Origin of the sequence: Epilithonimonas pallida, assembly GCF_900182975.1 — a bacterium.
GTDB classification, from domain to species: domain Bacteria; phylum Bacteroidota; class Bacteroidia; order Flavobacteriales; family Weeksellaceae; genus Epilithonimonas; species Epilithonimonas pallida.
Genome location: NZ_FXUO01000001.1, coordinates 92412 through 119140 on the forward strand (window position 1 = coordinate 92412; position 26729 = coordinate 119140).

General features: G+C 35.9%; 23 protein-coding genes. 15 read left to right on the plus strand and 8 right to left on the minus strand.

What is annotated here, in order from left to right; genetic code table 11:
• Window positions 1-23 precede the first annotated feature (23 nt).
• The 7 genes from QOL71_RS00365 to QOL71_RS00395 all read left to right on the plus strand — a co-directional run bounded on the left by QOL71_RS00365 (window position 24) and on the right by QOL71_RS00395 (window position 9727).
• Complete coding sequence (locus QOL71_RS00365) at window positions 24-968, plus strand: alpha/beta hydrolase (protein ID WP_283415028.1); 945 nt, start codon at window positions 24-26, stop codon at window positions 966-968.
• A gap of 4 nt (window positions 969-972) precedes the next feature.
• On the plus strand, window positions 973-1944 hold the full coding sequence (locus QOL71_RS00370; protein ID WP_283415029.1) for a pectinesterase family protein: 972 nt from the start codon (window positions 973-975) through the stop codon (window positions 1942-1944).
• Window positions 1945-2298: 354 nt separating this feature from the next.
• Window positions 2299-3081: a T9SS type A sorting domain-containing protein gene (locus tag QOL71_RS00375; RefSeq protein ID WP_283415030.1), complete on the plus strand. Its 783-nt coding sequence runs from the start codon at window positions 2299-2301 to the stop codon at window positions 3079-3081.
• A gap of 459 nt (window positions 3082-3540) precedes the next feature.
• Complete coding sequence (locus QOL71_RS00380) at window positions 3541-4320, plus strand: T9SS type A sorting domain-containing protein (protein WP_283415031.1); 780 nt, start codon at window positions 3541-3543, stop codon at window positions 4318-4320.
• A gap of 223 nt (window positions 4321-4543) precedes the next feature.
• Window positions 4544-5851 carry a pectate lyase family protein gene (locus QOL71_RS00385; protein WP_283415032.1) on the plus strand — a complete coding sequence of 436 codons (1308 nt, stop codon included), beginning with the start codon at window positions 4544-4546 and terminating at the stop codon, window positions 5849-5851.
• Window positions 5852-5894: 43 nt separating this feature from the next.
• Entirely contained in the window at window positions 5895-8519 is a 2625-nt protein-coding gene (locus QOL71_RS00390) for a pectinesterase family protein (protein WP_283415033.1), read from the plus strand.
• A gap of 176 nt (window positions 8520-8695) precedes the next feature.
• Complete coding sequence (locus tag QOL71_RS00395) at window positions 8696-9727, plus strand: LacI family DNA-binding transcriptional regulator (protein WP_283415034.1); 1032 nt, start codon at window positions 8696-8698, stop codon at window positions 9725-9727.
• Between the two features lie 49 nt (window positions 9728-9776).
• On the opposite strand, the gene QOL71_RS00400 is transcribed toward QOL71_RS00395, so the two are convergent.
• Window positions 9777-10442: a head GIN domain-containing protein gene (locus tag QOL71_RS00400; protein WP_283415035.1), complete on the minus strand. Its 666-nt coding sequence runs from the start codon at window positions 10440-10442 to the stop codon at window positions 9777-9779.
• Between the two features lie 113 nt (window positions 10443-10555).
• Between QOL71_RS00400 and QOL71_RS00405 the strand changes: the two genes are divergently transcribed.
• From QOL71_RS00405 to dnaJ, 3 genes are all read left to right on the plus strand, one after another.
• Window positions 10556-12100, plus strand: a complete 1545-nt coding sequence (locus QOL71_RS00405) for a S41 family peptidase (protein WP_283415036.1) — start codon at window positions 10556-10558, stop codon at window positions 12098-12100.
• A 150-nt stretch (window positions 12101-12250) separates the two neighbouring features.
• The gene (locus QOL71_RS00410) at window positions 12251-12790 is read left to right on the plus strand and encodes a nucleotide exchange factor GrpE (RefSeq protein WP_283415037.1); all 540 of its coding nucleotides are present in this window, start codon (window positions 12251-12253) and stop codon (window positions 12788-12790) included.
• Window positions 12791-12861: 71 nt separating this feature from the next.
• The gene (dnaJ, locus tag QOL71_RS00415; RefSeq protein ID WP_283415038.1) at window positions 12862-13983 is read left to right on the plus strand and encodes a molecular chaperone DnaJ; all 1122 of its coding nucleotides are present in this window, start codon (window positions 12862-12864) and stop codon (window positions 13981-13983) included.
• Between the two features lie 36 nt (window positions 13984-14019).
• Here the strand turns inward: dnaJ and QOL71_RS00420 are convergent, their stop codons facing one another.
• On the minus strand, window positions 14020-14667 hold the full coding sequence (locus QOL71_RS00420; protein ID WP_283415039.1) for a metal-dependent transcriptional regulator: 648 nt from the start codon (window positions 14665-14667) through the stop codon (window positions 14020-14022).
• Window positions 14668-14771: 104 nt separating this feature from the next.
• Here QOL71_RS00420 and QOL71_RS00425 point away from each other — a divergent pair, with 104 nt between their 5' ends.
• Window positions 14772-15803 carry a threonine aldolase family protein gene (locus tag QOL71_RS00425; RefSeq protein ID WP_283415040.1) on the plus strand — a complete coding sequence of 344 codons (1032 nt, stop codon included), beginning with the start codon at window positions 14772-14774 and terminating at the stop codon, window positions 15801-15803.
• Window positions 15804-15838: 35 nt separating this feature from the next.
• Here the strand turns inward: QOL71_RS00425 and lgt are convergent, their stop codons facing one another.
• Together lgt and yidD are read right to left on the minus strand one after the other, a co-directional pair.
• Entirely contained in the window at window positions 15839-16669 is an 831-nt protein-coding gene (gene lgt / locus QOL71_RS00430) for a prolipoprotein diacylglyceryl transferase (RefSeq protein ID WP_346772090.1), read from the minus strand.
• A gap of 453 nt (window positions 16670-17122) precedes the next feature.
• Window positions 17123-17359, minus strand: coding sequence for a membrane protein insertion efficiency factor YidD (yidD, locus tag QOL71_RS00435; RefSeq protein ID WP_283415042.1), 237 nt, complete (start codon window positions 17357-17359; stop codon window positions 17123-17125).
• Window positions 17360-17683: 324 nt separating this feature from the next.
• Between yidD and QOL71_RS00440 the strand changes: the two genes are divergently transcribed.
• Window positions 17684-18835: an MFS transporter gene (locus tag QOL71_RS00440; protein ID WP_283415043.1), complete on the plus strand. Its 1152-nt coding sequence runs from the start codon at window positions 17684-17686 to the stop codon at window positions 18833-18835.
• Here QOL71_RS00440 and QOL71_RS00445 read toward each other — a convergent pair.
• Genes QOL71_RS00445 through QOL71_RS00455 form a run of 3 tightly spaced genes read right to left on the minus strand, consistent with a single transcriptional unit; the run spans window position 18828 to window position 21510 of the window.
• Complete coding sequence (locus QOL71_RS00445) at window positions 18828-19442, minus strand: alpha-ketoglutarate-dependent dioxygenase AlkB family protein (protein WP_283415044.1); 615 nt, start codon at window positions 19440-19442, stop codon at window positions 18828-18830. The two genes, QOL71_RS00440 and QOL71_RS00445, sit on opposite strands and share 8 nt — an antisense overlap.
• Window positions 19442-19897 carry a nuclear transport factor 2 family protein gene (locus QOL71_RS00450; RefSeq protein ID WP_283415045.1) on the minus strand — a complete coding sequence of 152 codons (456 nt, stop codon included), beginning with the start codon at window positions 19895-19897 and terminating at the stop codon, window positions 19442-19444. Before QOL71_RS00450 ends, QOL71_RS00445 begins: the two co-directional genes overlap by 1 nt.
• 11 nt (window positions 19898-19908) lie before the next feature.
• Entirely contained in the window at window positions 19909-21510 is a 1602-nt protein-coding gene (locus QOL71_RS00455) for a Na+/H+ antiporter (protein WP_283415046.1), read from the minus strand.
• 157 nt (window positions 21511-21667) lie between these two features.
• On the opposite strand from QOL71_RS00455, the gene hisS reads away from it, so the two are divergent.
• On the plus strand, window positions 21668-23296 hold the full coding sequence (gene hisS / locus QOL71_RS00460) for a histidine--tRNA ligase (protein WP_283415047.1): 1629 nt from the start codon (window positions 21668-21670) through the stop codon (window positions 23294-23296).
• A 6-nt stretch (window positions 23297-23302) separates the two neighbouring features.
• Here hisS and QOL71_RS00465 read toward each other — a convergent pair whose 3' ends face one another.
• Entirely contained in the window at window positions 23303-25057 is a 1755-nt protein-coding gene (locus QOL71_RS00465) for a helix-turn-helix domain-containing protein (protein ID WP_283415048.1), read from the minus strand.
• 282 nt (window positions 25058-25339) lie between these two features.
• On the opposite strand from QOL71_RS00465, the gene QOL71_RS00470 reads away from it, so the two are divergent.
• Together QOL71_RS00470 and QOL71_RS00475 are read left to right on the plus strand one after the other, a co-directional pair.
• On the plus strand, window positions 25340-25555 hold the full coding sequence (locus QOL71_RS00470) for a hypothetical protein (protein WP_283415049.1): 216 nt from the start codon (window positions 25340-25342) through the stop codon (window positions 25553-25555).
• A gap of 276 nt (window positions 25556-25831) precedes the next feature.
• Window positions 25832-26656, plus strand: a complete 825-nt coding sequence (locus QOL71_RS00475; RefSeq protein WP_283415050.1) for a CvfB family protein — start codon at window positions 25832-25834, stop codon at window positions 26654-26656.
• Window positions 26657-26729: the final 73 nt, after the last annotated feature.

A 26729-nucleotide genomic window follows, 5' to 3' on the forward strand; every position in this document is an offset into this window, starting at 1 on the left:
TTAACGAACAAAAATTTAAACGGATGAAGCCAGCCCAAGTTAACTTGAATCAAAATAGTCACCTGCGGAAGATTTTCATCCGTTTTTCTTTGGTGTTCATTTCGATTTCAAAGATTTATTCTCAGGAAATCGAAAGACCAAACGCGCAGCCTTATACAGTTGAAGCGACATTCGAAAAACTGAAAAAGAAATACTCTTTCATACAACCTTTGAATCTGGAATTTCCAAAAAATATCAAAGTCAAAAATGACTTAAAATATAAAACCAGAAACGGTAAATCACTTTTGGCGGATATTTATTTTCCTGAAAATTCATCTCAGAAAGATCCTGCAATTATTCTTGTTCACGGGGGTGGCTGGATTTCTGGAAGCAAAGAAAATGAAAAGTTTTTGGCTCAGGAATTAGCTTCAAAAGGTTATATTGCAATGGCAATCAATTACAGTTTGAGTGATTTTGCAAAATATCCTGCCGCTGTTGAAGATATCCAAGATGCTTTGAAATTCCTCAAAAAGTATCATAAAAAATTTGGTCTTAATAAAAAGAAAATTGCAATTGGAGGAAACTCAGCCGGAGCACAATTGGCAACTTTGGTTGGCGTCAAAAATAAAGTTCAGGCAATTGTCAATATCGATGGAATTGTCTCATTTATTCATCCCGAATCTGAAGAAGGTACTTATGCGGCTTATTGGTTTGGTGCGACAAAAGCTCAGAATTTCGAACTTTGGAAAGAAGCTTCACCTTTGGAATATGTCGGAAAAAACACACCGCCAACATTATTTGTCAATAGCTCTCAACCGAGATTTCACGCTGGAAGAGACGATATGATAAAGAAATTAAAACAATACAATATCCCAACAGAATCTCATGAAATCAAAGAATCTCCGCACTCATTTTGGCTGGTTCAGCCTTGGTTTGGTGAAACTCTGGGATATATTGTTGATTTTCTGGATAAAGTTTTAAAAAATTAATCCAATGAAAAAGTTGCTTTCTTTTCTTAGTTTGTGTCTTGTTATTTTAAATTTTGCTCAATCACCTTACATCACTATTATTGTGGCGAAGGACGGTTCAGGCGATTTTACAACAGTTCAAAATGCAATTAATTCGATCCGTGATTTAGGTCCGGCTGAAGCCTTGATTAAAGTCAAATCAGGAATCTATAATGAAAAAGTTGTGATTCCATCCTCAAAACATTTAATTAGGATTGAAGGCGAGAACAAAGACTGTACTATTATTAACAATGATGATTTTTCAGGAAAGCAGAATCCTTTAACCAAAGAAAAGCTTAATACATTCAATTCTTACACATTTTTGGTTGCTGGAGATAATATTAAGATTTCAAATCTGACCATCAAAAATTCGTCGTGTAATCAAGGACAAGCCGTTGCACTTCATGTAGAGGGCGACCGATTTATGATGAAAAATTCCAAAATTTTGGGTTGTCAGGATACACTTTATGCAGCGACTGATCATAGCCGGCAATACTATGAAAACTGTTATATAGAAGGAACGACGGATTTTATTTTCGGTCAGGCGATTGCGGTTTTCAAAAATTGTGAAATCAAAAGTTTATCAAATTCTTACATCACTGCGGCTGCAACAAGCAAAGACAGTCAATTTGGTTTTGTTTTTACTGACTGTCATTTGACGGCAAAAGAAGGCGTTTCAAAAGTTTATCTTGGAAGACCTTGGCGACCATTTGCGAAAACTGTTTTCATCAATACAAGAATGGAAAATCACATTTTACCGGAAGGCTGGAATCCTTGGAAAGGTGATAAAATGTTTCCTGATAAAGAGAAAACTGCTTATTATGCAGAGTTCAAAAGTTTAGGCATTGGTGCCAATCCCGGCAAAAGAGCTGAGTGGTCTCATCAGCTTTCCAGAAAAGAATTGAAGAATTATTCCCTTGAAAAGATTTTCAAAAAATCGGATAACTGGATTCCCTAAATTTGTTGCACAAACTAAAATTTTCTGTAGTCCCGGAATTTTGATTTTTCACTTATGATTTTGGGAATTTTATGCAATCGATTACGTTATTTTTTTTAACAATTATAGCTCACATGATGTATCTGAACAATATGATCTGAAAAAATAATTAAACAGTTATTTAACGATTAGGCTATTTATTTAAAGCGAATTTTAATTAATTATTAACTTAGTCTGAACTCAATTTTAAAAAATTTTCTGAAAAATAGTGGACGACATAAAAATAATTCTATATTAGAACTCTCGGTTTTTACTATTAAATAGTGTAATCGATTGCGCAATAAATTTTAACAACAACTATAAAACTCATTTATTATGAAAAAACTATTATTTTCTTTGATGTTTGCAGGGATTTCTGCAGTTACTCTCAATGCTCAGGTTTGGGATCTGGCAGATACGGCCACTTTTCCGGACGCATCTATTGTTGTTCCTACTACAATAAACGGTCTGAAATTTAGTGGAGCTTCGGGATCTTCGGCTTTTGCCATAACATCTAATTCGGTTACATTTGGTGATAATTTTGTTGCGACAAAACGTTTTCAGTTTGGCGGTAACAGTTATTCCGGCTCATCAAGCCCGGCTGTAGGATCACAGACGATGCCAACAAAAAAATGGGTAGAAGTTGCTGTGCCGACTAATTCCGTTCTGAAAATATGGGCTAGAGGCGGCGGTGCCAGAAATGTTCTCATCTCTGATAATACGGGAACGGTGCTTAGTTCCACAGCTTTTGCCGGTAATACAACAGCAGATATTGCTGTAATTTCCTACACCTATGCTGGGTCAGCGCCTTACTTGATAATTTCGTCTGGTGTTGGAGATAACTATATCTACAAGATTGAGGTTTCTGCAGGTACTTTGGCTGTAAGCGGCTTCAAATCCGGAATCAAGGCAACTGCTTTTTCAACTGGTAATACAATCCACGTGAGAGACTTGGAGTCTAAAAATACACACATTAATGTTTATTCTGCTAATGGAACCCTGGTGAAAACTGCTGAAACTTCTACGGATGCTAGTTTTGATATCGGTGCAAAAGGTGTTTACATAGTGAATGTTAAATCAGAGGCTGGCGAAAAGTCTGTAAAAGTGATGATTAAATAACCGGCCAGAAGGTAAAATTTTTCGCATTATTTTTTAAGAACTCCCTGCAGGCTTTTGTCTCAGGGATTTTTTATTGAATTATAATTATTCTTTTCCGTATTAAGAATTAATATTTATTTATTTCTGTTTATCATAAAGTTAGCATGGAAAAAGTATTCAAAAACAAATTTTATCCAAATTGGCAGAGATTTTAGTTAAATTAAGACAACCGATTGCATTGATTTTTGTCATAAAATTACCTTCTTAATAATATTAAGTTTCACAAAATAGAAAATTGGTATTACCTGAAAGTGCTATTAATAAAGAGTTTTTGATTGATGTGTGTAAAAATTAATATTAAATTTAAAAAAAATATCTTGCAATTAAATAATAATTTTATATTAGAACCATAGAAAATTTACACATAATTGTGTAATCGATTGCATTGAAATTTAAACAAACAATTAATAATTATTTATCATGAAAAAATCATTACTTCTTTTAGCTTTTTCTATTGTTGCTACCGTTGGCAATGTTAAAGCACAAACCACTTGGGATTTTTCATCTGCTGCTTGGCCGGTAATTTCTGGTGAAACTGCTAAGGTTAAAAATAATCTTGCTTTGGTTCCGGGGCCAGAAACTGTTGTTAACTTTGCTCAGGTAGAAGCTAATTCTGCGACTTTTTCTGACGGTTTTTCTGCAACAAAACGTTTCAAACTAAATGGTGGCGGTTTTACATCAACAGGAGTTAATACTACACCGACACAACGTTACATCTATTTCAAAACAAACGGTAACTCTTCAATTACTATCTGGTACAAAAATGGTGGTTCTGGTGATCGCACATTATACATAGGAACGGGAACAGCGATTTTAGCTTCTAAAACTTATTCTAATTCATCAGACGGCATTATCTACAATTATGATTATGTAGGACCAGCAAGAGATATTTATATCTATGGTGACACATCACTTAACTTTTACAAAATCACTGCTACAAATGTTGGAACAACTGTCCTTGGGGTAAATGATGTTAAAAAAGAAATGAAAGCTCAGGTTTTCTCCAGCGGTAACAAAGTTTATATCTCTGATCTTGAATCAAAGAATACAGAAGTTAACGTTTATTCTGCAACTGGATCCTTGGTAAAAACTGCCAAAGTTTCTGCTGATACAAACTTTGAAGTTAATACTAAAGGTGTTTACATTGTTAATTTGAAATCTGATGCAGGTGTAAAATCTGTGAAAGTTTTAGTGAAATAAAAACAGTTCCGGGAAAATTTGGAAATCAATAAAAATTTATAGGAGATTAAATTTTTCATTAATTAAAGTTTGATGAAACTTGCTTTCGTCAAACTTTTTTTTACTTCAATCAATACAACTGTTTCTTAAATAGTTAATAACCATTTTGTTATAAAATAATTCCGAATTAAGATTGATGTAGCAATCTTAAACTTCCAAACAAATTCTTAAAGATTTTATTCTAATGAAAAGAATATTTTTAATACTTACATTATTAACATCAACTATTGTAACTAATTTATTTGCACAATGTAATGTTGCAGGCTGGGCTTCTACCAATGGTGTTACTGGTGGCGGAACTGCTGCTCCGACTGTTGTGACAACCTATGCAGAACTGAGAACCGCCGTAAATAGTACAGCTGTAAAAGTCATTCATGTTTCGGGGCAAATCACTTTTCCAAGTGCGGGAAGATTGACGCTTAATAATCAAACCAACAAATCGATATTAGGTCTGGCCGGAGCAAGATTGATTTCAACAGATCTTACAGCTGGAGGTTCCGGAATTTTGACTTTGAAAAACAGTTCCAACGTTCTCATCAAAAACATCACTTTCGAAGGTCCCGGTGCTTATGATGTGGATGGAAATGATAATATGACAATTGATAATTGTACCAATGTCTGGGTGGATCATTGTACCTTTCAGGATGCTTTGGACGGCAATCTTGACATCAAAAATGGTTCTGATCTTATTACAATTTCCTGGACAAAGTTCGAATATCTAAAAGCTCCGATTCCTGGAGGTTCCGGAGGAAGTAATGATCACAGATTCTCCAATTTATTCGGGTCATCCGACAGTGATACGCAGGATTCCGGAAAGCTGAGAATTACAATGCAATACTGCTGGTGGGGCAATGGTGTAAGGGAAAGAATGCCAAGGGTACGTTACGGTAAGGTTCATCTTCTGAATAATTATTTCAATAGCTCCGTAAGCAATTACTGCATCTACGCAGGTTACCAGGCAGATCTGTTGATAGAAAGTAATTATTTTGAAGGTGTGAAAAATCCAATCCGTCTGGAAACAGGTAATTTCACTGCGGCACAATTGGTTGACAATACATTTGTTGGAACATCGGGAACAGCAACTGGTTCGGGAACAGCTTTTACACCACCATATTCAATTAACAAAATTGCATCTCAGGATGTTAAACAAACAGTTATGACTGGAGCCGGAGCGGTTCTGTTACAGTCAACAGACTGTGTTTTTTTATCAACCAATGAAATTAATTCTAAATCTAAATCTGATTTTTTGTTTTATCCAAACCCGGCTTCAGAACAAATTTTTTTAAAAGCTTTTTCTGGAAATAGTCAATCGATAAAAATTAATGTAACAGATATTTCAGGTAAATCAGAAGGAACTATTTACCAGGGAAATTTTAGGAAAGGAAATAACACGGTTAATTCGATTTCGATTAAAAAACTGAGCAAAGGGGTGAAAATTTTTGAAGTGAAAACAGACAAAGATTCTTATACCCAAAAAGTGATTGTAAAATAAATTTAGAATCAAATACTAACTTAACTACTAACTTTAATTACTAATGAAAAAAAATCTAATCTTACCAATTGTACTTTTCGGTACAGCTACGATTTTTGGGATCGGAAAGAGCATATCTTTTTTTTCAGATTCTGTCAATGATGATGCAAAAAAGCATTCTTCATCAATAAAAGAAAATAAGAATACAACGGAAACTACAAAATATCCGAAAATATTTGAAGCAACTCCGGCTTCTGTTAACTGGCCTTTGATTACAGATGTTACTACAAAATCCTTGGAAGGTAATCTGGAATCTACACTCAGTTATCCTTCAACTGTATCTTATAATGTCAATACAAAAATTGATTTTACCGGAGATTCTGTAACGGACAGCAATGTCGTATTTTGGGAAGGAACAAGCAGCAACAATAGCTGGACAGCAACAGGCAACATCAATACTATTAATTCGTCGGTTTATATTCAGTTGGACGTTAAGCCAACCAACAGCGGAACTTTCACAGTTAATAAAATTGAAGGATTGGTTGGAGCTGCCGGAACAGGAAATATGTATTACCAGGCTTTTTACAGTTTGAATTCTGATTTTTCTAACCCGGTTTCGATTCAGGCTGCAACAAAATTACCTAATAACGGTTCATCGGCTCTCAGTGTAACACTATCTACGGCGGTTGTACTTTCCGGAACCCAAAAGATGTATGTGAGATTTTACCCATATCTAGCTTCAGCTGCAACGAATAAGCAATTCGGATTAAGAAATATTAAAATCTCCGGAACAATGGAAGGTTCTGTTGCCAATCCTGCAACCGTTTCTACAACAGCGATGACCTCAATCTCTACAACAACAGCAGTAACAGGCGGAACGATATCCAGCAACGGCGGTGGCGCAGTAACAGCAAGTGGTGTTGTTTACAGTACCAATGAAAACCCGACAACTGCAGATTCTAAAACAACTGAAAATGCAACCTCTGGCTCATACACGAGTAATTTGTCAGGGCTTTTGCCTTCAACCACGTATTATGTTCGTGCGTATGCAACCAATTCTGCTGGAACATCTTACGGCAGTCAGGTCAGCTTTACCACTTTAGCGAATATTGTCGCACCGACTGTCACAACAACTTCACAGTCTCAGGTAACGAACAAGTCATTTGTAGTTTCAGGAAACGTTACAGACTGGGGCGGTGCCAATGTGACTGACAGAGGAATTGTTTATTCGACATCCGCAAACCCAACAATTGACAACGCCACCAAAATTTCTACAGGAACAGGACTTGGGACATTTTCGTCTTATGCTTACGGTGTTGCATCTTCTACATTATATTATGTAAGAACATTTGCAACCAACGCTGCAGGAACTTCTTATGGTTCACAAGCTACAGTTACCACAAAAGCTACAGAGCCGGATGTGATCAAAACAATAGCTAAAGACGGCTCTGGGGATTATACCACTGTTCAGGCAGCTTTTGATGCGGTTCCTGATAATTATACGGGAAGGTGGATCATCCACATCAAACCGGGAACTTATACAGAAAGACCAACACTTTTATCTAATAAGAGTAATGTATTCCTGATTGGGGATAATGCGGATACAACGGTTATTACCAATAATATCTCTGCTGGTGATATCAACCCTGATACAGGAATCGCTTACGGAACTTCTCTTTCTCAGACTATGGCTGTTTTCGGAAGTGATTTTACAGCTTCTAAAATTACTATTGCCAATACATTCGTTAATTCAACAGCAAATACACAGATCAATTCATCAACCCAGGCTGTTGCTCTTAAAACGCAAGGTGACAGACAGGCTTTTTATGATTGTAAAATTTTGGGTTATCAGGATACATATCTGGGAAACAGCATTGGAAGAGCTTATTTCAAAAATTGTTATATCGAAGGTAATGTGGATTTCATATTCGGACGCCAGACTGTTGTTTTTGATCATTGTACAACTTACATTAATCGTAATAATAGTGTTGTAACAGCGCCTTCAACAGAAGCTACCACTAAGTTTGGATTTGTATTTCTGGATTGCAATTTGACAGTGCCTGCAGCTGGAACAGCGGATTTTAACGGAACAATTATCAGCAATTTCCATTTCGGAAGAGCTTGGCAGAATACGCCAAAGTCCGCTTTCATACGATGCGAAACACCTTCTATGCTGAATCCTACTGGTTGGACAACCCCTATTAACGGAACAATTCCTGTGACATTTGTAGAATATGGCAATACAGGAGCAGGAGCAACACCTGACAGATTAGCACAAAGAGCTAATGGAGGAGTCGTTTTAACAGAAACCGATTCTCAGGTTTATACAATTTCTAATGTCTTCAAAAAAGATACAGATCCGTCTTTCGTTTTTGATTGGATGCCGGACGCAGCTGTTAATATCGATTTCGAAACTTTGGCTGTCAATGATGTAAAAGATAACAAGCTTTTAGTATATCCAAATCCTTTTACGGATAAGGTTACGATTGCATTTGATTTGAAATCTAATTCTGATGTTAATCTTACATTTTATGATGTTAACGGAAGAGTTGTCAAAACCATTAGAAGTAATCAGAAAAAAGGTTTGAAACAATTAACAATTGATACAAAAGATTTGAGAACAGGAATTTATTTTTATAATCTGAAAACAAACTCAGGAGAATCAACAGGAAAGTTGGTTAAGAAATAAAACAACTTAATCTCATAATAGAAGCCGTCTTCATTTCGGTGAGGCGGCTTTTTATAAGTTGAAAAATTCTGATTTGCAGGACTGAAAAAGCAATTAAAGAAGATTTTGGTTCCGAAAAGCAGTTGTGACACGTATTATTTTATATATTTACAACAACCGAATATTCATAAGAATATATGACGAAAAAAAACACGACCATCTATGACATTTCCAAAAAACTGAATGTGAGTGTGGCGACTGTTTCCAGGGCGCTAAACAACCATCCAAGAATCAGTCAGGAAACCAAGGAATTGGTTGCGGCTGCAGCTAAGGAAATGAATTATAAGCAAAATAATCTTGCAAAGGCACTCAAAAGCGGCGAGACAAAAACCGTAGGTGTTATTGTGCCTTATATTAATACCAATTTCTTCTCATCCGTCATCAGAGGCCTGGAAGAAGAGTTGTCTCCTCACGGTTATCGTGTGATTATTTGCCAAAGTCACGATGATGCTGCGATTGAAAAAAAACAACTGAATACATTATTGCATACTCAGGTAGATTGTATTTTTATTTCGATTTCCAGAAATACGTCTGATATGGAGTATGTCAAAAAAATTCTTAGTACGACCAATACACCGATTATATTTTTTGATAGGAAGAAAGATATCCCGGGAATCAGTACGATTACAATTGATGACCATAAGGGTGCTTATCAGGCTACGGAACATTTGATTCAGCAGGGTTATAAGAATATTTGCCATTTTGCGGGAGATCAAAATCTTGAAATCTATCAGAATCGTCTCAATGGCTATCTCGATGCACTGAAAGATTATAAACTGCCCGTGATTAAGGAAAATATTATTAATACAGGAAGTTCGATTGAAGAAGGAATCAGTGCGATGAAAAGCTTATGGAAACGCAAAGTGAAACCGGACGCAATTTTTTCTGCCAGTGATTTTACGGCATTGGGCGCCTGCAAAGAAATCAAAAATCTGAAAATTAAAATCCCGGAAGATATTGGTGTGATTGGCTTTAGTAATGAGCCGTTTACTCAATTTATGGAATTGTCAATAAGTTCTGTAGATCAAACACCGGTTTTGATGGGGAAAATTTCAGGGAATGTTTTTCTGGAAAGTATCAAAGATAATTCATCGGGAATCAGTATAGAGAAAAAACTGGTTTTAACGCCGACACTTCATATCAGACAATCATCCAAAAGAAAAAAATAAAAAACTCCCGCGATTCGGGAGTTTTACTTTTATAAGACAGATCAAACTGTTAATGGTAGTTGATTTTGCCTCCGACTACTTTTTTATCATTTCTGGTTTTCGGATTTCCATAAACATCTATTACGCCGCCGGCTCTGGTTGTTGCATCTACAGAAACCGTTGCGTTCACAGAAGCGTTTCCTCCTGCATTGGTAGTGATTTTGGTAATTTCTGTTTTTAGGTTTTGTCCTTCATATTGTCCGCCGGTATTCACGACTACGGTTTGAGATTCCGCACCACCGGAAAGTTTCAATAATCCTCCGGTATTCACTTTTCCTTCCAAGACTTTAGCATTGATATTGAGGTCAATTTGAGAACCTTCATTTGATGTTACTTCCAGTTTGGAAAATTTTACGGTATCATTTGAACTTATTCTTGCACCTTGGCTTGCCTGGATCTGATTGATGTCCTTATAATAAATAACTACTTTGACATCATCACCTTGCAATAATTTTGTAGGTTTCATTCTAACTCTTAGCTCGTTACCGGAATTTACCAATTCGACATCATCTGCTTTAGTCCCACTTAATTCAGCTTTATAAGAAGTAGATGAAACTAATTCTACAGGTATTTTGTCAAACACTTTAAGCGAAGTGAAGGCTGCTACATCTTTTGTCTGTGCAAATGAAAACTGGGAAACCAGAAATACAGATGCTGCAATGATTATGTTTTTCATGTCTTTTTTAATTTGTGATTCAGTAACAAAATCAAAACCACATCTATGTTAGAATATGTTAAATTTCCTTACAATACTGATTTTCTGATGTAAAAATCATACTTTTATCTCAGATGAAGAGAACGGTTATTCTTTTTGTATTAAGCATCATTTTTTCTTGCCAATCCGTTAAGAAAAACAATCTTTTCCTTGAAAAGAAAATTTCTGTTTCACAACTGAAAGCAGATGTCGATTTTGCTTATAGCAAATTGCAACGCTTTCATCCAAATCTCTATTGGTACATTACAAAAGAAGAACTGGATTACAAGTTTGACAGCCTCAAAAACAGTTTGTCAAAACCTTTGACGCCTAACGAGTTCTATTTCCAATTATCACCCGTCATTGCAAGTGTGAACGAAGGTCATTTGAGATTGAGGGCAATTCCAAGGCAATATACCAAAGCTGAACAAAAAGCATTCAAAACAAAGAAGCCTCTTTTTGCTTTGTTGGATTACAGGATTCTGGATGATAAGATGTTTGTGGTAGAAAATAAAGAAGATGTTGGCCAAATCAAAAAGGGAACGGAGATTATCAAAATCAATAATGAAAATGTCTCTGATTTAATAAAAAAATACAGGAAACTTTACAGTTCCGATGGAAAGAACCAGACTTTTCAAAAATATTTTATGAATCTCTCGTTTTTCAATTATTATACATTGGAAAACGGCTATCTGGATAGCGCGAAATTAGTAACCAGATACAATAACAAGCTTGAAAATGTTTCTATTAAAAGACAGAAAAAAACCGAAAAGGAAGTTATTGTAGATAGGGTACAGCCAAAAATAACAACACTGCAAAAAGTTCAGGATTATGATGCTAATTCCAAAACTTATAACAGAAGCTTTAAGTTCATGAGTCCGGACAGCAGTGTGGCATATATAAAAGTGAAAACATTCTCTGCAACTCTGGCAAAAAAGTTTTATAAAGAAACTTTTGAAAAAATTAATCACGCAAAATCAAAGTATTTGATTCTGGATATCAGGGATAATCTGGGCGGTTCACTTTCAGAGATCAATACGCTGTATTCTTACCTTACAGATAAAGAATTTACATTGATAAAGCCTCCGGAAATGACTTCCAGAACTTCCGGGATGTATCAGAATTATTTCCGTGGTCAGACTGTTTTTTCTTCAGTTTTTAGTGCTTTTGGTTATCCGTTCTTTTTGGCAGGTAATTACCTCTTATCATCCAAAAAAGAAGATCACTATTATTTCCGGGAGTTTGCTTCTCGTTCCACAAAACCTAGGTCTAATGCTTTTAAAGGTAAGATTTATGTCTTGATTAATGGTGCCAGTTTTTCCGCTTCATCCATTATATCAGCAAAACTAAAATATGAAAAAAGAGCGGTAATTGTGGGTGAAGAAACGGGCGGAGCTAATGACGGAACTGTTGCAGGTGTTAACAATACAGTCACTTTACCTCATTCTAAATTGTCTCTGCCAATAGGCCTCTTTTTAATTCGTCCTAATATTGAATTCGAAAATCAAAGCAGGGGCGTGATTCCAAACTTTTTAGTGGATCCGGAATTCGAGAATTTATCAGATTCTGAAGATAAAATCCTGAATTGGGTTTTGGATGATATTAAATTCCGCAATTCTATTATAGAGAGAAAGAAATGATATTGTATCTTATTTCTATGAACTTTTGCCTGCAGAATAAAGTCTCATTTATCATTTAAATAAAAACTTTTCCGCTGAAATTCTGCCTAATTGTCAAAAAATCCGAATTGGCAAAGGAATTGAAAAACAGTTCCTATAAATTAATCGATAATGGAAGAAAACAAAGATATACACGAGGAAAACCTGGATACAAACACGCAGAATACTGAATCATCTGAACAGGATAATCAGGAAAATGTGTCACAACAGCAGTCTGCAGAAGAACTTTTGGCAGAAGAAAAAGACAGATATATCCGTTTGTATGCAGAGTTCGAAAATTATAAAAAAAGAACTCTTAAAGAAAAGAACGAGTTCTATCTGTATGCTTCAAAAGATTTGATGACGTCTATGCTGGGTGTGTTAGATGATTTCGAAAGAGCTTTGAAGGAAATTGCTAAAAATGGCAATGAAGCAGATCTTAAAGGTGTTGAACTTATCTATCAGAAATTCAGAAACAAATTGATTGAGAAAGGTCTTAAGCCAATCGAAGTGAATCCAGGTGACGATTTTAATGTAGATTTTCACGAAGCTATTACGCAAATCCCAGCCCCAAGCCCTGAATTCAAAGGCAAAATCGTTGATGTTATAGAAACAGGTTATCAGTTGCACGACAAAGTTATCAGATTTGCTAAAGTTGTAACGGGTAATTAATTTAAGAATTTAGAAAAAAAAGGTATTAGATAATAGATTGCGGGCCAATCAACATATATCAATCATCAATTATGAGTAAGCGAGATTATTACGAAGTTTTAGAAATATCCAAATCGGCCAGTACGGAGGAAATCAAGAAAGCCTACAGAAAAATGGCAATCAAATATCACCCGGACAAAAACCCAGGTGATAAAGATGCAGAAGAAAAATTCAAAGAAGCGGCCGAGGCTTATGAAGTACTGAGCGATGACAACAAAAGGGCAAGGTATGACCAGTTTGGACATGCCGGAATGGGCGGTGCAGCAGGCGGCGGCTTTGGTGGTTTTGGTGGCGGAATGAATATGGAGGATATTTTTAGCCAGTTCGGCGATATCTTTGGTGGACATTTTGGTGGAGGCTTTGGCGGTGGTCAAAGACAACAGCAATCTCGCGGCTCCAACCTGAGAATCCGTATCAAGCTGAATCTTGAAGAGATGATTAACGGGACACAGAAAACCGTTAAAGTTAAAAAGATGAAATTGGCTGCAGGTGTTACTTCTAAAACCTGTCCTACTTGCCAGGGAAGCGGTGTTCAGGTAAAAGTAATGAACACGATGTTCGGACAAATGCAAACACAAACCACTTGTGGCACTTGTCAGGGTGTTGGAAAAGTGGCTGACAAGATTCCTTCCGGAGCTAATGCACAAGGCCTTATCAAAGAAGAGGAAGAAATCACCATCAATATTCCTGCTGGGGCAAGAGACGGCATCCAACTGAATGTGAGAGGAAAAGGAAACGATGCGCCGCTTGGAGGAACTCCCGGTGATCTTTTGGTTGTAGTAGAGGAAGAGGTGGATAAACTCATCAAAAGAGAAGGTGACAACCTTCATCAGGAGTTATATATTTCGTTTGCGGAAGCTGCTTTGGGCACTTCGAAAGAAATCAATGTGGTTGGTGGAAAAGTGAAAATCAAAGTAGATGAAGGGACACAGTCCGGTAAAATCCTTAGATTGGCTGGAAAAGGTCTTCCTAATATTGAAGGTTACGGCGGAAAAGGCGATATGTTTGTTCATATCAACGTATGGACACCACAAAAACTGACAAAAGAACAAAAAGAATTCTTTCAAAGTCAGCTGGAAAGTGGCGATATGAATGCCGAACCAACCGGAAAGGAAAAGACATTCTTCGAAAAAGTAAAAGATATGTTCAACTAAGCATAAAAAAGAGACTTAAATTTTAAGTCTCTTTTTTTATTTCACCAGCAATCTGTCACAAACCGTTTTGCTGAAATTCTCTTCCTGATTATTGTAAAAAACCTTCATAGACTGGTCAAATTCTTCCTTTAGCAAAACCTTGATTTCTGTTCCAAGACTTAGATTTCTTTTATTAAGGAAGTTAAGAAATTCTTCAGAAGAAGTCGTTACGGAGGCTAATTCTACTGTTTCGTTTTCTTTACACTTGCTCAATTTTTTCAAATCGGGCTGTATTACATTACCGTCTTTGTCAGGGATTGGTTCACCGTGAGGATCCACTTTTGGATAATTCAGGATTTCGTCCATTTTATCAAAAAATAGTTCCGAATGGATGTGTTCCAATTGTTCAGCAATTTCGTGAACATTCTCCCAGCCAAATCCCATTTTTTCTACTAGGAACATCTCTGTCAACCTGTGTTTTCTTACAATGAGCGAAGCCTCTTTTTTCCCGGATTCCGTCAATCTGATAGGTTTGTATGATTCATATTTTACCCAGTTTTTGTCCGCAAACTTTTTAATCATACTATTCACAGACGGCATTTTGATGTTAAGCTGTCGGCTCAGATCATTCACAGAAACTTCATCATTCTCATTCACAAGATGATAAAGCGCTTTCAGATAATTTTCTTCTGTCAAAGAATTCATATTTCAAAGATAAGAAAAAGTTAGAAGGGATTATATTTTATTCTAACAATTTAATTTTAATTGATAAATCAATACCTTTGATATCTAGAAAAGAAGAAGAAATAATGAAGAAATATTCCTTTAAAAATGATTATTCGGAAGGTTGCCATCCTAATATATTAGAAGCATTAATCAAAACTAACCTCGTTCAGCAAAATGGTTACGGTTACGATGATTATTCTGCAGAAGCCAGAGCATTAATCAAGCAAAAAATGAATTATCCAAACGCAGATATTCATTTTGTGAGTGGTGGAACGCAAGCTAATCTATTAATCATTTCTTCGGTTCTTCGTCCCCACGAGAGTGTTGTTTCTGCGGAAACAGGTCATATTTTTACCAACGAAACAGGCGCAATTGAAGCAACCGGACACAAAGTTCACGGGCTTGTTACAGAAGATGGAAAACTAAAGCCAGAGCACATCCAATTGGTTTTGGATACGCATACGAATAAGCCTCATCAAGTCAAGCAAAAATTAGTTTACATTTCGAATTCTACGGAGGTTGGGACGATCTACACCAAGAAAGAATTGCAAGAATTATCAGCATTTTGCAAAGCCAATGATTTGTATCTTTTCATGGATGGCGCAAGATTGGGACAAGCTTTAACTTCCGATATCAATGATTTGACATTGGAAGATATTGCTAAGCTGACAGATGTTTTCTATCTAGGTGGAACAAAAAATGGTGCTCTATTGGGCGAAGCGATTGTCATTACCAATGACAAACTGGGAGAAGAATTCGGATTCCATATCAAGCAAAAAGGAGCGATGTTGGCGAAAGGCAGATTGTTGGGCATTCAGTTTTTGGAATTGATGAAAAATGATTTGTATTTCGATTTGGCAAAACATTCCAACGTTCAGGCGATGAAAATCAAATCTGCTTTTCAGAACAAAGGTTTCCAATTTTTATCCGATACATTCACCAATCAGATTTTTCCAATCTTAACCAATTCTCAAATCGAAAAATTATCAGAAAATTTTGATTTTTATGTTTGGAAAAAGATGGATCAAGAAAATTCTGCAATCCGATTGATCACTTCTTGGGCAATTTCTGATGAGATGATAGAAGATTTTGTAAAAGAAATCCAATTATTATAAAACAAAAAACTCCCGACTAAATCGGGAGTTTGATTTTATGCAACGGCTTCCTCTTTCGGAAGTTTGAATTTCTTAGAATAAATCATAATCAGGAATCCTGCAATCATAAACGGTATGCTCAAAACCTGACCTGTATTCAGTCCGGCAAATTGGATGAATTCATCACCCTGCGGTTCTTTCAGGAATTCTACAAAGAATCTTACCGCCCAAAGAATGATAAAAAACAATCCAAATAACCAGCCTTGCTGATACTTTTTGTCGGTCTTACGATAAAGAAACCATAATAGTACAAACAAACAGAAATAGCCAACGGCTTCAAATAATTGGCTTGGATAACGCGGAATCGTCACACCATATTCGGAACTCTGCTGTGGGAAAAGAATCGCAAATGGAGAGCTTGGGTCAACCGGCTTTCCGATGATTTCCGAATTGAAAAAATTTCCCATTCTCACAAAAGCACCACCTAAAGCCACTACAATTCCGATTCTGTCATAGACCCAAAACGGATTTTTCTTAATAATTTTAAAACTGTAATATAACGTGGTAAAAATCAAAGCAATCGTTGCACCGTGACTAGCCAGACCGGAAAATCCTGTAAAATGCAAACCACCTTTGGTACTGATAGGCAAGAAAACACTGAAAAAATCTTCTTTAAACAATTCCGGCTGATAGAAAATAACATGTCCCAATCTTGCACCAAGTATAGTTCCTATTAAAGTCCAGGTGAAAAGAGGCTCCAGGAATTTTTCATCAACACCATCAATCTTAAAAATTTTTGCCATGATTACATAACCAAGCCCAAATGCAAAAATGAACATCAGGCTATAGAAATGCAGCATTACAGGACCAAGAGGAATTCCTTTCATCGGATCCCAGATTTTGAATTGGGTTTCCAGTTCAGTATTGTCGGTTGATTTCAGAATCTTATCAGATTTCAGAAGATATTTAAAATTCTCAATGTTTTTCTGTTCAAAAACAGATTCTACCGGCTTGAAATTTTTATCCAGAAACTGGAATTTGTTAGTCTTGAATGTTTCTAAAATATTCTGAATACTCGCCAAATGTTCTGCAGATTCCGCCTTGACATTATCTTCATTCAGTATAATCAATTCATTCGGAATGTTTTTAGAAGCTTGTTGATAAAGCTCATTGCTGCTTTGAGTTGCAAAAATTTTTACAGCCAGATCTTCTTGGTTATTGATTTTAAGAGTTCCATCGGAAAGACCAATGGAAGAGGTTTGAGAAGAAAATAACTGGAAAATTACTGCAAAAAGGATTAGATAAAATCTAAGAAAAATATTGTTCATTGATTGATTATTTTAATGTTGTTTTGGCGGAACCGGATCATAACCTTCACCACCCCAAGGGTGACAGCTACTGATTCTTTTGATTGCAAGCCAGCTTCCTTTGAAAAGTCCATGAACTTTCAGCGCTTCCAAAGTATAATGTGAACAGGTTGGGTCGTATCTGCAGTTTTTCCCTAGCCAAGGCGAGATACAATACTGATAAAATTTTATCATTATCACAAATGGAAAAGTGAGAATCCTGTTTAACATTTTGGTTTTACTAATACAAAAATAACAGAAAAAAGCTAATGGGAATCAAATTTAACCAACAATAACATTAATCTTTCTTTATTTTGATACTGCTATTTCCCTTCTTAGTTTTAATGGCTCGCAGAAAGTTTCACGTTTTTAACTTCTTGTATGCACAGTCTCAAATTCTAAGTAAAGTGCTCTAATAAAATTAGGTTACAATTCTTTGGTAAAAAATTCTTGTTTATTAACGGAATTTAAACTATTGTTTAAATCAATCTTATCATTATAGATTTTATATCTCAAAAACTTGAAAATGATTGGTAAAAACAAGACTTTTGCAAAATGGATAAAAGAATATTTCCGTTGGCTTTGGGCGCATTAGGAATTGGAACTACAGAGTTTGTGATTATGGGCCTATTGCCGGACGTTGCAAAATCCCTGAACATATCAATCCCACAGGCCGGACATTTGATTTCGTCTTATGCATTCGGCGTTGTTGTCGGGGCTCCCGTTTTAATTGCTTATGCGGCCAAATTTCCACCGAAGAAAATTCTGGCATTCCTGATGATTGCATTTGTGATTTTCAACGCATTGTCCGCACTGGTCAATGATTATTATACCATGATGGTTGTGAGATTCTTCTCAGGGCTTCCACACGGGGCTTTTTTCGGAGTCGGAACTGTGGTGGCAACAAGATTGGCAAAACCCGGCAAACAAGCGCAAAGCATCGCCATGATGTTCACCGGATTAACATTGGCCAACCTGGCAATGGTTCCGTTTGTAACCTGGTTGGGGCATCAGCTAAGCTGGCGTTATGCATTCGGTGTTGTTTCTGTTTTAGGACTTTTAACGTTGATTAGTTTAAAATTCCTTTTGCCTTATATGGACAGCCTGCGCACAACAACACTCAGAGACGAGCTGGAGTTTTTCAAATCTGCAAAAGCCTGGCACATCATCGCAATTACCGGAATCGGGTTTGGAGGTTTGTTTGCGTGGTTCAGCTATATCACACCTTTGATGACTAATGTTTCCAGATTCGAAACGGATTTTATCGCTTACATTATGGTTTTAGCCGGCGCCGGAATGGTAGTCGGGAATTTTCTTGGCGGTATAATGGCTGACAAAATGCGACCGGCTTTAGCTGCGGCAATTTTGCTTAGTGCGATGATTCTGGCTCTGATTGGTGTTTTCTTCTTTTCAGAAAACCAGTCGGTTTCATTGGTTCTGACTTTTGTCTGTGGTGCTTTATCTATGGCTGTGGGAACACCGGTTAATATTATAATGCTGCGTTCTGCCAAAAACTCGGAAATGATGGCGGCGGCTTTTATGCAGGCGGCGTTCAATGTGGGAAATTCACTAGGTGCTTTCTTTGGTGGTTTACCTTTGGAATTCGGTTTGTCATATAATTATCCTTCGTTGGTTGGTGCTGGTTTAGCAGGAATCGGGTTGTTGCTTTGTATCGCATTTATCAGAAAATATAAGCCGGTTATTTAGACTTATCAATTGTCCGGAAAGTCAGACTGATTCTCGGTTTGATGATTTTTGTGGTCGTTGGTAATCTGTGAAGCCAGAATTTTTGTGTTGTATCTTTCATCATCAGCAGGCTTCCGTTTTCTAGAATCAATGAAACTAATTCTTTCGTAGTTTTATGTTTGAAATTGAATTTTCGCTCTGCACCAAAACTCACGGAACTAATTGCGCCATTATCTTTCAAATCCTTTTCGCCGTCACTGTGATAAGCCATTCCTTCGGATCCGTCTTGATAGAGATTCAGTAAACAGGAATTAAAAGTTTCGCCACTTACGTTTTCAATTTTTTCTTTAATTTCAAGAAGAGTTTTGTTCCAGGGCAACGCTGTTTTTGTTCTTCCGGAATAAGTATAACTGAATTCCTCATTACCGTACCAAGCCACTTTTCTTTTGGTTTCAATCAATTTTCCGAAGATGACTGCTTCATCACTTTTCCATTCAACTTCGGTCATTAATTTGTTGAAATAGTTGTTCGCTTCTTCCTCAGAAAATATTTTTCCATAGTAAGAAGTTGTTCCATCGTAGGGCAGAATGTTTTCTATGATGTCGAATTGGTCGTCAAAAAGGCTCATTATTTATTTTCGTCAAAATTATCGTAATAAGTAAAATCTTTGGTAATTTTTCCATTCTCAATGGTGAAAATTGTACAAATCGGCAATTCAAATTTGGAATTATCCGGCGCAGTTCCTGTCGAAACAAATTCAACAATGACATTGTTATTGCCAGATACATAAATTGTTTTGATCTCATCTTTCAGGTCAGGAAAGATTTCGGTTAACTCCGAATATTTCTTGACAAATTCTTGTCGGCTTTGCTTTACAATTCCGATTCCGAAACTTGGATCTTTAAATTCTGCGTTTTCCACGTAAAGTTCAGAGAGCGCTTTCCATTGATGTTGGTTGAACAGTTGGAAATATTTCTTTACGAATTGTTCATTAGTCGAATTGTCCTTCGAATCACAATTGTTACAGGCAATTGTAATTACAGAAACAAATAATGCTGTTATCAGAATTTGAATGATTTTCATATTATATTTTTTTAGATGCTCTTAATTCGTTCCTCTTCCAAATCAATCTGGTACAATTGCTGACGGATGATTTCCTCATCAATTTTCGGATCTTGATTCAGTTCTGTCAGATATTCTCTTTGGTTTTCAAGAAGTTCGTAAAATATTTCTTTCGATTCATTGCTCATCCAGCTGTCGTCATTCGCATTGATTTTTTCTTCCCAATGTTTCATAATCCTTTCAAATCCCGGATTTCCATTCAGACCATTGTCATACTTATATTTCAATTTGTCATACTTATATTTCAATTTGTCATAGATATGGTGTCGCAATCCGTGCTTGATTTTTCGCCTGGTTTCCAATTCGTCATCTTCATTGTAAATTCCGCCAAACAAACCTGTTCTTTGAATTAGCACAGGCAAGGTAAGCCCCTGAATCACTAAGGTCAATAAAATGACAATAAATGTGATGAATAAAATTAAATTTCTGTGCGGAAATGCTTCGCCATTTAAAGTCACCGGAATAGCCAAAGCAGCAGCCAGTGAAACCACACCACGCATTCCCGTCCAACCGAGAAGTAATGGCATCAGATAACGTCTGCGTCTGGATGAAGCATTAGGAATGACACTGGGACGGAAAATAATCGTTGCCACCAAAGCCGCATAAGCACTGATAATTCTGGCCAAAATCAAAACAGCTGTCACCAAAATGCTATAACCAACTGCCGTTCTTACCTGAACACCCTCGGAACGGATGCCGTCCACAATCTCCGGAAGTTCCAATCCTATCAGCAAAAACACGACGCCGTTGAGAATAAAAACAAAGCTTTCCCAAACGCTGTAACCTTTGATTCTACTGGCGCTGTTAAGAAAAATCAAACGTTTGGAGGACATATACAATCCGCCGGCAACTACCGCCAAAACGCCGGAACTGTGGAGTAATTCTGCAGCGAGATACATAAAATAAGGTTCAATCAATGTCAATGCGACATCAGAAGCAGGTTCTGTATCCAGTAATTTGTGAATCTGAACGAATAACCAACCCAAAACCAATCCGATTCCAGCGCCGCCGATGACCATCCATACAAAGCTGGTAGCTGCTTCCTGCCAGATAAATTGTCCAGTCCCGACAGCAATCAGTGCAAATCGGAAAATAATTAATGAAGAAGCATCGTTCAGGAGACTTTCGCCCTCAAGAATTGCTGATGTTGATTTTGGAATTTTGACAAATTTGGTAATAGCACCCGTACTAACAGCATCAGGAGGCGAGACAATTCCGCCCAAAAGAAATCCCAATCCGATGGTGAAGCCGGGAATAAAATGATTGGCGAAAATAGCTACTGACAATGCCGTAAAAAAAACGACCAAAAATGCGAAACTGCCGATGATTCGCCACCATTTTTTCATTTCTTTGAAAGAAATGCTCCAAGCTGCTTCGAACAGTAAAGGTGGTAAGAAAATGAAAAATATAAGGTCCGGGTCTACTCTCACCATTGGCAAACCGGGAACAAAACTGATGAGTAAGCCGGCAACCACCAGCAAAATAGGGTAGGCGATTCTCAGCTTATTGGCCAAAATGGTAAGCAAAACAATGGCCGCAACCATAGCAAGCAAAAAAGGTAAAAGTGTATGCATTAATTATTGTTGTGTTTTTAAGTTCAAAATAATTCTTAAAAATATAAAAATGCCCGAATTTTTCCTATAAGTTATTTCTGATTTTAGAAACCTTTGTTTGATTATTCTTATTTTTGCAGTCGATTTAACATTTATCAATCATCATTTATTTTATATAATGAAGCCGAGCTTAGCAAAAGGAACCAGAGATTTTACTGCGAAAGAAGTTTCCAGGAGAAAATACATCATCAATACATTACAGAAGAATTTTGAATTGTTTGGATTCCAGCCTTTGGAAACGCCAAGTTTCGAAAATCTTTCAACTTTGACAGGAAAATATGGCGAGGAAGGTGATAGATTGATTTTTAAAATTTTGGAATCAGGAGATTTTTTTAGAAATAAAAGAAATAGTCAGGAGGAAATATTTGAACTGTTAAACGACTTTGATTATTTTTTAAATGAAGCAGTTTATAATGCATCAAATAATTTTTCTTTTCACAATTTCAAAAGAAAATATGATATAAATTATTTTAATTCCTTTTTTAATAATGAAAATCAAATTAGTAGCTTAGAAAAGCTAAGGGATTTTATCGTTCATAACGGATACGAATCCTTTGAATTATCAAAAGAAAATAAGCAGGTAAAGGAAATTTATGATAGACTTAAATATTTATTTTTACTAGGATTTTATAATACAGTTGTATTAGATAGTAAATCAAGCATTGCAACTATATCTGACAAGGCACTCCGCTATGACTTAACGGTTCCATTCGCTCGTTTTGTAGCTATGAATCACGGACAATTGGCTTTTCCTTTTAAGCGCTATCAGATTCAGCCGGTTTGGAGAGCTGACAGACCTCAAAAAGGGAGATTTCGAGAGTTTTATCAATGTGATGCGGATGTTGTAGGAAGTACCAGTCTTTGGCAGGAAGTGGAATTGTTACAGTTGTATTTTAAATCATTCCAGGATTTGAAATTATCCGTTTCGATTCACATCAACAACAGAAAAATTCTTTCCGGATTAGCCGAATATGCCGGAATTGCCAATCAATTGATTGATTTTACCGTTGCGTTGGACAAGCTTGATAAAATTGGAAAAGATGGCGTTGTAAAAGAAATGCAGGAAAAAGGCATTTCTGAGGAAGCGATTTTCAAATTGGATTTTCTTTTCAATCAAACGACTGATGCTTTGGAAAATCTTCTTAATCTTAAAGAAAAATTCGCTGGAAACGAAATCGGACTGAAAGGTGTTGAAGAATTGGAATTTGTTATTACTAATGCTTTGAATCTCGGCATCGATTCTCAGAATCTTGTTTTTGATATCACTTTAGCCAGAGGTTTGGATTATTATACAGGCGCTATTTTTGAGGTTAAGGCCGATGAAGTCGTAATGGGTTCTATAGGTGGTGGCGGTCGTTATGACAATCTGACGGAAGTTTTCGGCGTAAAAGATATTCCGGGAATTGGTATTTCTTTTGGTTTGGACAGGATTTATCTCGTAATGGAAGAATTAGGCGTTTTTCCTGAGGATTCTGAGAACAATGTCAAATACCTTTTCGCCAACTACGGAGAAGCCGAATCCATCGAAGCTTTGAAACTGATTTCGGAATTAAGAGCAAAAAATATTTCCGCAGAACTATATCCCGAAGCTTCCAAACTGAAAAAACAATTTACTTACGCAGAGAAAAAAGGCATAGAAAATCTTGTTTTTCTTGGAGGAGAAGAAATCAAAAGTCAATCAGTTACCGTAAAGAATTTGCAAACCGGAGAACAGCAAACATTAAAAATCGAAGAATTTTTAAATTAGATACTATTAATTCTCCGATATCAGACCAGGTATATTTCCCATAGCTTGATAATTAGAATTATCAAGCTCCTTTTTTCTGTTTCTGATAAAATCTGTAGGTCTGATTCCATTGATTTCAAAGAAAAGATCAGAGAAGTTCTGTCTGGAAGCTATACCACATTCTTTTGCCAACGTATCAATCGTATAATTGAGATAAACATTCTTTTCGAACAATAATTTGGTTATGTGTCTGATTCTCAAGTCGCCCAGGTATTTGTTGAAATTCATTCCTTTGTGCTCATTGATGACATGAGAAAGATAGTTTGAATTGGTATCCAGTTGAATGGCAAGCTTCTGAATGGTAAGACCTTTCTGTGTGAACTGTTTTTTCTCCTCAAATATTTTGAGTTTATATAATAATTCTTCTTTTATTGTTTCCGCAATATGAGTTTTTTTGTCATCGTGATTTACGGAACTGACTGTTGGAACAATATTTTCAGGACGGGTATAATTATGATTTTGTAATTTTTCCTGCAGCAAAAAATATTTTTGGAGAATATCCTTTTCTTTTTTGAATTTTTTATATAAAGTAAAAATCAGGAATGCGGCTAAAAAAGCCAGAAAAGTTATAAAAACACTGCTCCATATATTAGCCTTTTCTAATTTTCCTTTTTCTTCCAATAAAGCATTTGTATCATATTCTCTGTGGACTTTAGGCGATAGATAAGCAAAATCCCGGGAAATAATGCTGTCAGCTTTTAATAATTGCGTTGTGTAAAATAATTGCTGCTTAGCATCATTCTTTCCTTTGTAATGATTGATGAGAATCTCGTAATTTTCCCTAAGCTCCGGAAGAATAAAATCTTGCTTAGAAAAAATGGAATCAATTTTTTTGAAATTAGATATGGCTAAGTTTTCATTCTTGAGAGCCAGGTAACTTTTTCCAATATAAAAATAATCCACTGATTTCCAGGCGAAATCTTCTTTTATAAGATCCAAAGATTGTGTTAGGTAATCAATAGCAGAATCATATTTATTATTAGAATATTCTGATAATCCTTTAGCTTTCAAAAAATAACCTCTTTCCTGGGAAAAATCCGGCTCATTAAAGGTCTTGAGTAATCCGATATTGGTAAGAGAGTCTACTTTTGCATAATTTTTCAGGTTTCTGTAGCAGATAATCATCTGATGAAGACTGTTAAGATAACCTTTTGTATTGTTGAAAATCTGGAACTTATGAGATTTTGTATTATTGGATTCCGTCTCAAAATAGGCAACACATTCTTTGAATAGCTCCAAAGCCTCTTCATTATATCCCAAATAATTTTTTACAACGCCTAAGTGATAGGAAACCTTATTTTTAAGATAGTTATCACCTGTATTTTTAGAATATTTATAAGCCATTAGATATTCATCCAAAGCAGGCTTGTATTTTTTCATTTTTGCATAATAGATACTGCCTTTCAGGACATAAGCAGTAGAAATTCTGTCATCGCTGGATGATTTATAAGCAGCATCCAGACAGCTGTCAGCATAAATTAATTTTTTATCCCATGACTTTGAATAAAAAACCGCGTCGCGATATGCCTGGAATAGCTCAGGGTATTTTTTTTCGGTTTTTGCTTTTTTTATGTAAGGATTTATGTAAGAAAATGCACGGGTGTCATTCTCGGAATAGTTTTCATATCCTTTCCTGTAATTTTCATAGCTCATTGGGCCTTTGTCTTTTGAAAAAACAAATCCGCAGGAAAGGATCAATATGATAAAGAAAAAATTTTTCATTTCAAATTTTTAAACTTCATCATTTGTGTCCACAAAAATACGGAAATCCTAAATATTATTGAGAAATATTTTATAAAAAAAGATTATGAGTTAGAAAATGATATTTTTAACTTTAATACATTGATTTTCAAATTTTTATATTTGTCTCAATTTCTGAATTAGGACGTCTTGATTTCAAAATCAAGACCATAAATGCTTTCATGGGTCAAAATTAGAATATAATTTCGTCACAGAAAACGAACAGAAAGTTTTTCAAAAATTTATAAAAAATTATTACTCTATATGAAAAAATTCATTTCAATCTTAGCAATTGCTCTTGTATCTCTAAACTTTGTTTCTTGTAGACAAGATGATGTAACTTCTGATTTAGATGTTAACCCAACTTCCCAGGAAAAGTTGACTTTTAATAAAGGTGGTGTTACAGCTGATACTGTGGCTGCAAAAGCTCAAAGACCAGTTGATCCGGACCCACCGGTAAAAGATGGTACTAGCTGGTAAGACTGATCTTCATAATTAATTTTATTAAACATTCATTCTCAGCACTTATACACTGCCTCTTTCTTTTTTTTGATAGAGGCAGTACTTAATTCGGAAATATCAAAAATGCTATTCAGTCAAAATTCAATAAAAAACTATGTCTAAAATAAATAACCTTATAGTCATCAAGTTAACCGAAGTTGCTCTAATATTTTTGAAAATGTGTTTCGGTGACGAAATCTTTCGTAAAAGACCGAATTAAAAAAGTTTATCTACTTTTGCAGGAAATTAAATCCTATGAAGCCCGGACAAACTAATTCTCTTATTATTTCTGAAAAAATATCTTCTGGTTTTATTCTAAGAGACGAAAATCAGGAAAAAGCTTTTATTCAGAAAGTTTTTGCAGAAGATAGCTGGGAAATTGGAACAGAAGTAGATGTTTTTATTTACCAGGAAGAAGGAACCCTTAAAGCAACGACAGAAAAAGCCAATGCTGAAATAGGAGAATTTGCGGTGATGACTTGTGTACAAAGTCTTCCAAGCGGGGCTTTTATGGATTGGGGGATTATCAAAGACCTTTTTATTCCTTATAAACAGCAGAAGTCCAAGATTGTGGAAGGCAAGCGATATCTGGTTTATGTTTATATCGACGAGGCAACAGGATTGATTACCGGCACAACCAAATTCAAACGCAATCCGCAATATGATGAGCTTCCTTTCAAGAATGGAGATAAAGTGGATCTGATCATGATGAACGAATCAGAATTAGGTTGGAATGTTGTTATTAACAAAAAATATATCGGATTAATTTATGCTTCTGATGTTTTCAAAAAGTTATATCCTTTGTCGGAAGAAACGGGATATATCAAAACCATTCGTGAAGATGGCAAAATTGATGTGACACTTCAGCCTCAAGGCTTTGAAAATGTAGACGAATTCAAACAGAAAGTTCTGGACAAACTGCAAGATAGCTATGGTTTGCTTTATCTTTCTGACAAATCGTCTCCGGAAGAAATCAAAGATGAATTGCAGATGAGTAAGAAAAACTTTAAAAAAGCAATCGGAAGTCTTTATAAGGATAAAGCGATCGAAATTCTGGATGACAGGATCAGATTGTTATGATTTCCTATGCAAATTATCAGTTTTCCCAAATTTAATACCTATTAGTTTTTCATTGGAATCGTTTTTGTTTTAG

Bases quoted from the DNA above. Each gene is read 5' to 3' on its own strand.
- QOL71_RS00365 (WP_283415028.1), top strand. From the start codon at position 24: ATGAAGCCAGCCCAAGTTAACTTGAATCAAAATAGTCACCTGCGGAAG.
- QOL71_RS00370 (WP_283415029.1), top strand. From the start codon at position 973: ATGAAAAAGTTGCTTTCTTTTCTTAGTTTGTGTCTTGTTATTTTAAAT.
- QOL71_RS00375 (WP_283415030.1), top strand. From the start codon at position 2,299: ATGAAAAAACTATTATTTTCTTTGATGTTTGCAGGGATTTCTGCAGTT.
- QOL71_RS00380 (WP_283415031.1), top strand. From the start codon at position 3,541: ATGAAAAAATCATTACTTCTTTTAGCTTTTTCTATTGTTGCTACCGTT.
- QOL71_RS00385 (WP_283415032.1), top strand. From the start codon at position 4,544: ATGAAAAGAATATTTTTAATACTTACATTATTAACATCAACTATTGTA.
- QOL71_RS00390 (WP_283415033.1), top strand. From the start codon at position 5,895: ATGAAAAAAAATCTAATCTTACCAATTGTACTTTTCGGTACAGCTACG.
- QOL71_RS00395 (WP_283415034.1), top strand. From the start codon at position 8,696: ATGACGAAAAAAAACACGACCATCTATGACATTTCCAAAAAACTGAAT.
- QOL71_RS00400 (WP_283415035.1), bottom strand. From the start codon at position 10,442: ATGAAAAACATAATCATTGCAGCATCTGTATTTCTGGTTTCCCAGTTT.
- QOL71_RS00405 (WP_283415036.1), top strand. From the start codon at position 10,556: ATGAAGAGAACGGTTATTCTTTTTGTATTAAGCATCATTTTTTCTTGC.
- QOL71_RS00410 (WP_283415037.1), top strand. From the start codon at position 12,251: ATGGAAGAAAACAAAGATATACACGAGGAAAACCTGGATACAAACACG.
- dnaJ (WP_283415038.1), top strand. From the start codon at position 12,862: ATGAGTAAGCGAGATTATTACGAAGTTTTAGAAATATCCAAATCGGCC.
- QOL71_RS00420 (WP_283415039.1), bottom strand. From the start codon at position 14,667: ATGAATTCTTTGACAGAAGAAAATTATCTGAAAGCGCTTTATCATCTT.
- QOL71_RS00425 (WP_283415040.1), top strand. From the start codon at position 14,772: ATGAAGAAATATTCCTTTAAAAATGATTATTCGGAAGGTTGCCATCCT.
- lgt (WP_346772090.1), bottom strand. From the start codon at position 16,669: ATGAAAGGAATTCCTCTTGGTCCTGTAATGCTGCATTTCTATAGCCTG.
- yidD (WP_283415042.1), bottom strand. From the start codon at position 17,359: ATGTTAAACAGGATTCTCACTTTTCCATTTGTGATAATGATAAAATTT.
- QOL71_RS00440 (WP_283415043.1), top strand. From the start codon at position 17,684: ATGGATAAAAGAATATTTCCGTTGGCTTTGGGCGCATTAGGAATTGGA.
- QOL71_RS00445 (WP_283415044.1), bottom strand. From the start codon at position 19,442: ATGAGCCTTTTTGACGACCAATTCGACATCATAGAAAACATTCTGCCC.
- QOL71_RS00450 (WP_283415045.1), bottom strand. From the start codon at position 19,897: ATGAAAATCATTCAAATTCTGATAACAGCATTATTTGTTTCTGTAATT.
- QOL71_RS00455 (WP_283415046.1), bottom strand. From the start codon at position 21,510: ATGCATACACTTTTACCTTTTTTGCTTGCTATGGTTGCGGCCATTGTT.
- hisS (WP_283415047.1), top strand. From the start codon at position 21,668: ATGAAGCCGAGCTTAGCAAAAGGAACCAGAGATTTTACTGCGAAAGAA.
- QOL71_RS00465 (WP_283415048.1), bottom strand. From the start codon at position 25,057: ATGAAAAATTTTTTCTTTATCATATTGATCCTTTCCTGCGGATTTGTT.
- QOL71_RS00470 (WP_283415049.1), top strand. From the start codon at position 25,340: ATGAAAAAATTCATTTCAATCTTAGCAATTGCTCTTGTATCTCTAAAC.
- QOL71_RS00475 (WP_283415050.1), top strand. From the start codon at position 25,832: ATGAAGCCCGGACAAACTAATTCTCTTATTATTTCTGAAAAAATATCT.